At 52.4% G+C, this 5,158-nt stretch carries 5 protein-coding genes; 2 read left to right on the forward strand and 3 right to left on the reverse strand.

The features are described 5' to 3' along the window. Positions 1 to 309 (reverse strand): beta-class carbonic anhydrase (locus ACTHUT_RS13655; protein WP_440418897.1); only part of this gene is annotated, 309 nt, incomplete at its 3' end. A 120-nt stretch (positions 310 to 429) separates the two neighbouring features. Between ACTHUT_RS13655 and ACTHUT_RS13660 the strand changes: the two genes are divergently transcribed. After that, positions 430 to 1,320 carry a DUF4743 domain-containing protein gene (locus tag ACTHUT_RS13660; RefSeq protein WP_440386578.1) on the forward strand — a complete coding sequence of 297 codons (891 nt, stop codon included), beginning with the start codon at positions 430 to 432 and terminating at the stop codon, positions 1,318 to 1,320. Between the two features lie 15 nt (positions 1,321 to 1,335). Beyond that, the gene (locus tag ACTHUT_RS13665; RefSeq protein WP_440386579.1) at positions 1,336 to 2,277 is read left to right on the forward strand and encodes an ABC transporter ATP-binding protein; all 942 of its coding nucleotides are present in this window, start codon (positions 1,336 to 1,338) and stop codon (positions 2,275 to 2,277) included. A gap of 191 nt (positions 2,278 to 2,468) precedes the next feature. On the opposite strand, the gene ACTHUT_RS13670 is transcribed toward ACTHUT_RS13665, so the two are convergent. Together ACTHUT_RS13670 and ACTHUT_RS13675 are read right to left on the reverse strand one after the other, a co-directional pair. Further along, the gene (locus tag ACTHUT_RS13670) at positions 2,469 to 4,055 is read right to left on the reverse strand and encodes an AIPR family protein (protein ID WP_440418898.1); all 1,587 of its coding nucleotides are present in this window, start codon (positions 4,053 to 4,055) and stop codon (positions 2,469 to 2,471) included. Between the two features lie 167 nt (positions 4,056 to 4,222). Further along, positions 4,223 to 5,158: class I tRNA ligase family protein (locus tag ACTHUT_RS13675; RefSeq protein WP_440418899.1), on the reverse strand; the 936-nt coding region annotated here is incomplete at its 5' end.

A 5,158-nucleotide genomic window follows, 5' to 3' on the forward strand; every position in this document is an offset into this window, starting at 1 on the left:
TCCGCGCATACCGCAGTCGTGGTGGGCAATGACCATGATTTCTTTGACTTTGAGTTCAAATACGGCCACCAACAAACTGCGCATCACCGAACCCCAAGGGTGGGTCACCAGCGCGCCGGCGTTTTTGATGAGCTTGGCATCGCCGTTTTTCAAGCCCAACGCATTGGGCAGCAGCTCGATAATGCGCGCGTCCATACAGGAGAGGATGGCCAGCTCGCGACCGGGGTATTTGTTGGTAAAGTATTTTTCGTATTCGCCCGTTTCGACGAAATGTTGGTTATAGGCGAGGATTTCGCTCAATTCGCTCATGATGTGCTCGTTTCGGATGGTTTACTCTATTATAGCGGTTTTCAGGGGGTATGGTTGTTTTGCAAATTCGCCGTAAACGGCTAAAATCGACGTATCTTTAGTTCTTTTGGAGGATGTGCCGTGTCTCAGTCTTTCCGCTTTGAACAGGTATTCGCGCCTGATGTCCACGACGCATTGTGGGATTGGGCACAAACCAGCTATGGCGCATCCGACGATTGGTGCATTCTGTATCTCAACGGCCTGCCTTTAGGCCGTCTGAACCCGTTATGGCGCGAACGCCTCGGGCAAGATTGGACAGGCAGGCAGTCGACCCTTTCAGACGGCCTGAATTTGGAAACCGACAGCTGGGCGGAAATGGGCGACAGTTTGCAAACGCTGGCGCAACAATGGCGCGAGTGCGGTTGGCTCAAAGGTTGGCGCGATGAAAAGTTCGACATCTGCGACCAGTCGGGCAAGCCTTTATGCGCACTCGAACGCGCCGCCTTCCGTCCGTTCGGCCTGATGAGTCAGGCAGTGCATTTGAACGGATTGGTCGAAACAGAAAACCGTCTGCGCTTTTGGATAGGCCGCCGCAGTCCGCACAAAGCCGTCGATCCAAACAAACTCGACAACCTGACCGGCGGCGGCATCAGCAGCGGCGAGAGGCCGTCTGAAGCCGTCTGCCGCGAAGGCGAAGAAGAAGCAGGCATTCCCGCTTCGTTAACCCCCCATATCCGACCGACCGCCCAAATATATAGTTTGCGCCCCGTTAACCGCGGTGTCCACAACGAAATCCTGCATATCTTCGACATTATCCTGCCCGAAGACTTCCAACCCGCCAACCAAGACGGCGAAGTCGCCGGTTTTGAACTGATGGACATCCCCACCCTGCTCGAAGCCATGTTGGGCGGACACATGATGCACGATGCCCAGATGGTTACGCTTGAAGCCTGCCGGCGATACGGCCTGATCAACCCCAAACATCCGCTGTCCGCATGGCTCGACAGCATCCGTTGCCGACCCCATTTTTAAAGGCCGTCTGAAACCATGTTGCAACTCAAAAACATCAACAAACGCTTCGGCAGCAAAACCGTTGCCCAAGACATCAACCTAAACGTCGAAGCAGGCGAAATCCTCGCCGTACTCGGCCGCTCCGGCTGCGGCAAATCCACCCTGCTCAAAACCATCGTCGGCCTGGTGCGTCCCGACAGCGGCGAAGTCTGGCTCAACGGCGACAACATCACCGACATGCCGTCTGAAAAACGCAATATCTCGCTGATGTTTCAAGACTACGCCCTTTTGCCGCATTTAACCGCCCTCGACAACGTCGGTTTCGGCCTCAAAATGCGCCGTCTGCCCAAAGCCGAAATCGAAGAACAATCCATGCAGGCCTTGCGCGACATCGGTTTGGAACACGAAGCGCAACGCAAACCCGAAAGCCTCTCCGGCGGCGAACAGCAACGCCTCGCCCTCGCACGCGCCCTAATCACGCGCCCGTCGCTGTTGCTCTTGGACGAAGCCTTCTCCAGCCTCGACACCCACCTGCGCCGCCACCTGCGCACCCTGACCGCCGAACGCATCCGCAGCCAAAACATCCCCGCCATCCTCGTGACCCACTCCGCCGAGGAAGCCTGCACCATGGCCGACACCATCGCCATCATGCACGAAGGCCGCATCCTCCAACACGGCACGCCGGAAACCCTTATCCGCCGCCCCGTCAACGCCCAAGCCGCCCTGCTGCTCGGTTTGTCCAACACCGACGACACACGCTACATCCCCCAACACGCCATCCGATTCGACCCGAACGGCACAGCCGTCCGCATCAGCGAAGCCGTCCCCCTTGCCGAAGGCACACGCCTCACCCTCGCCCATCCGCAATACGGCGATTTGATTTGGTATCCCCACGCCGACCACGATACGGACAAACCGCAAACCGGACAGGAAATCAGCATCAGCGTGGATGAAAATCAGATTGTTTGGTTTGATTGAATGTGATGGATTAAAAAAAAGAAAAAGGCCGTCTGAAAAGCAACAAACACCGTCATTCCCGCGCAGGCGGGAATGACGGCGGATGGGTTTGGGGCGGGGGAAAGGTTTCAGGCTGACTTGGGAAGGGCAGCCTGAAAATGGGGAGGCCGTCTGAAAGACGGATTCAGACGACCTCCCCATTGGTTAGTCGGTTACTTCAAGTAATTAATTAAATCTCCACGTCTAAACGTGGCGGCAAGTTGTTGTAAAGAAATTTCTGAGCTATCGTTGTAAAGTGCAGCAAGTGCCTGCCGGATGTCCTGTATTGCTGCTTGAAGGTAGGCTTCGCCCTTTTCATCCAGCCGTGCCTGCAAAGAAACGAAATTTTGATGATTAACCAAATCAAATGATGCCAATCCTAAATCTGCAAGAAGTTTCCTGCCAATCTGCATGGCAATAAAACAGGAAGCATAACGGACAAAGTCGGGATCATTTTCCTGCGGGCGTTTTCTTCTGTTCTCTGCCATACGGTAAATCAATACGGACAATACCGCCTGCGCCCCGTTCAAATTATCGAAAATTTCGCCATACAATTTACCAAAATGCTCCTTGGTGAAAAATTTCGCCTGCTGGGGTTTTTCTTTGACAACCGAAAGTACCGCTTCGGCAACCGTGCCTGATGTAATATCGTTTTTTCCTGCTTCCTGGCTACGCTTGCGTCGGTAGGTGTAACCCAACTCTGCAATCGATATCTCCAAACGCTGCTGCTGGGGATCGTTGGCTCTCAAATCCTTCAAATCCACAGGATTTTGGCTGTTGGTGGCATGGGTGATTTTCATAACCAAATCGTTTTGCTCTTTTGGCAGCTCGTAGATGCGCACCAACACGCTGGCATTGTCCGAAATATCGGAAAAATCTGCTATTGCGTTCATCAGGGTCATGGATGTCTGACCGCCGTTTACAATCTGCAAATCCGTAACATTGACCTGGTAATCGGATGTCTGCAAGGCATTATAGGAAAAACTTCTGCATATCAAAGTCAGCCCGTTATTGTAAAAATAGAAATTATCCGGCTCGTGTTGCAGGGTTCTTTGGATATCCTGATTAACGCGGTTTCCTGTCAAACCGAGATAACGGCGGATATTCCTTTCCAGTAGTTTTTCGCCATGCTGTCTCATTAATTGGGCAATTTCTTTAACAGGAATCCGCCCGATACAGACGCGGCTGAAATTCATATCTTCAATTACTGCTTTGCCTTTCAGCCGCAATACGGCATCGACAGGTTTTGTGCGGCTACGGATAGCCAGCAGGGTTTCATGGTTGGCATACTCCCATGACACTTGGGATACAGATTGAAATTCGCGGTCAATATCGGTTTGCGCTTCCCGGTTCCATTTCAGCCCGTTGTTGCAGGCGATAACCCGAATCTGCGGTATCTGCCCGTCCCGAATACGTGAGCGGATATCTTCGACTTTGGCTTTCAAGCGCATATTGATGCCGCCCAAATCGGCAGCCGGATTAAACAGATATTGAACGGCCTTGATTAATTTTTCTATGCCGGTTTGTGGGAAATTTTTATTTCCGTCCAAACTCTTGGCGTATTTTGACTGGATAAGGACAACGGAAAATTCCCCATCGTTTTCTTCATCTATATAAACAGCATCCGTTCCAAAATCTCCGCCTCCGTCAACCAGACAATCCAAGGCTGTTTCTTCATCCAAATCCAAAATGTCTTTGATACAGATAAAAGTAAACAGGGCGGATTTGAGTTTGTCCGTGTCATTTGGGTTGATGTTCAAAATTTGGCATACTTCATCTTTGGTTTCCTGCGGAATACCTAAAAGCTGTTGGTCTAAAATAGAAGCAGCGATATCCATGATAGTCTCCGTACATTTTTGAATTTTTAAAATATGAAAGCTGTGTTTCGGCCTGAAAACCACTCCACCGTTTTCAGGCTGCCTTCCAATCACCCTCTCAACTTCGCCAATTGCCCTTCCACTTTCCCCATCTTATCCATCAACTCAGCCAATTCCGCCTTATCCTTCTCCACCAGATGTGCGGGGGCTTTGTCCACATAGCCGGGTTTGGAGAGTTTGGCATTGAGTTTGTCCAAGGCTTTTTGCAGCTTCTCGGCTTCTTTGCTCAAACGGGCGGTTTCGGCGGCTTTATCGATTTCGACTTTCAGCATCAGGCGCGCGCCGTTGCAGACGGCGACAGGCGCGTCTTCGCTTTCGGGCAGGCTGTCCACCAGCTTGGCTTCGGTCAGTCGGGTCAGCGACGGCAGGTATTTGAGCAGGCCTTCGAGTTCTGCGCTGCCTTCGACGAAGAGCGGCGCTTTGACGTTTGGCGCGATACCCATTTCGCCGCGCAGTTTGCGCACTTCTTCCACCAAGTCTTTCAATGCGGCCATTTTGTCGAAGGCCGTCTGAACGATTTGTTCTTTATCGGCTTGCGGATAAGCGGCCAACATGATGCTGTCGGCGGTTTTGGCATTCGCCAGAGGCGCAACGACCTGCCACAGCTCTTCGGTAATGAAAGGCATGATTGGGTGCAGCAGGCGCAGGATGGTTTCGAGTACGCGCACGAGGGTGCGGCGTGTGGTGCGCTGGGTTGTCGGGCAGCCGGTTTGGATTTGCACTTTTGCCAGCTCGATGTACCAGTCGCAATATTCGTTCCATACAAATTCGTACAGCGTTTGCGCGGCAAGGTCGAAGCGGTAGGTTTCAAAGGCTTCGGCAACGGCGGCTTCGGCTTGTTGCAGTTTGCCGATAATCCATTGGTCGGCGAAGGTAAACGCCAACGGCTGCATTTCGTCTTGACCGCAGTCTTTGTCTTCGGTGTTCATCAACACGAAGTTGGTGGCGTTCCACAATTTATTGCAGAAGTTGCGGTAGCCTTCGGC

It is taken from the genome of Neisseria sp. P0022.S010, assembly GCF_051956635.1.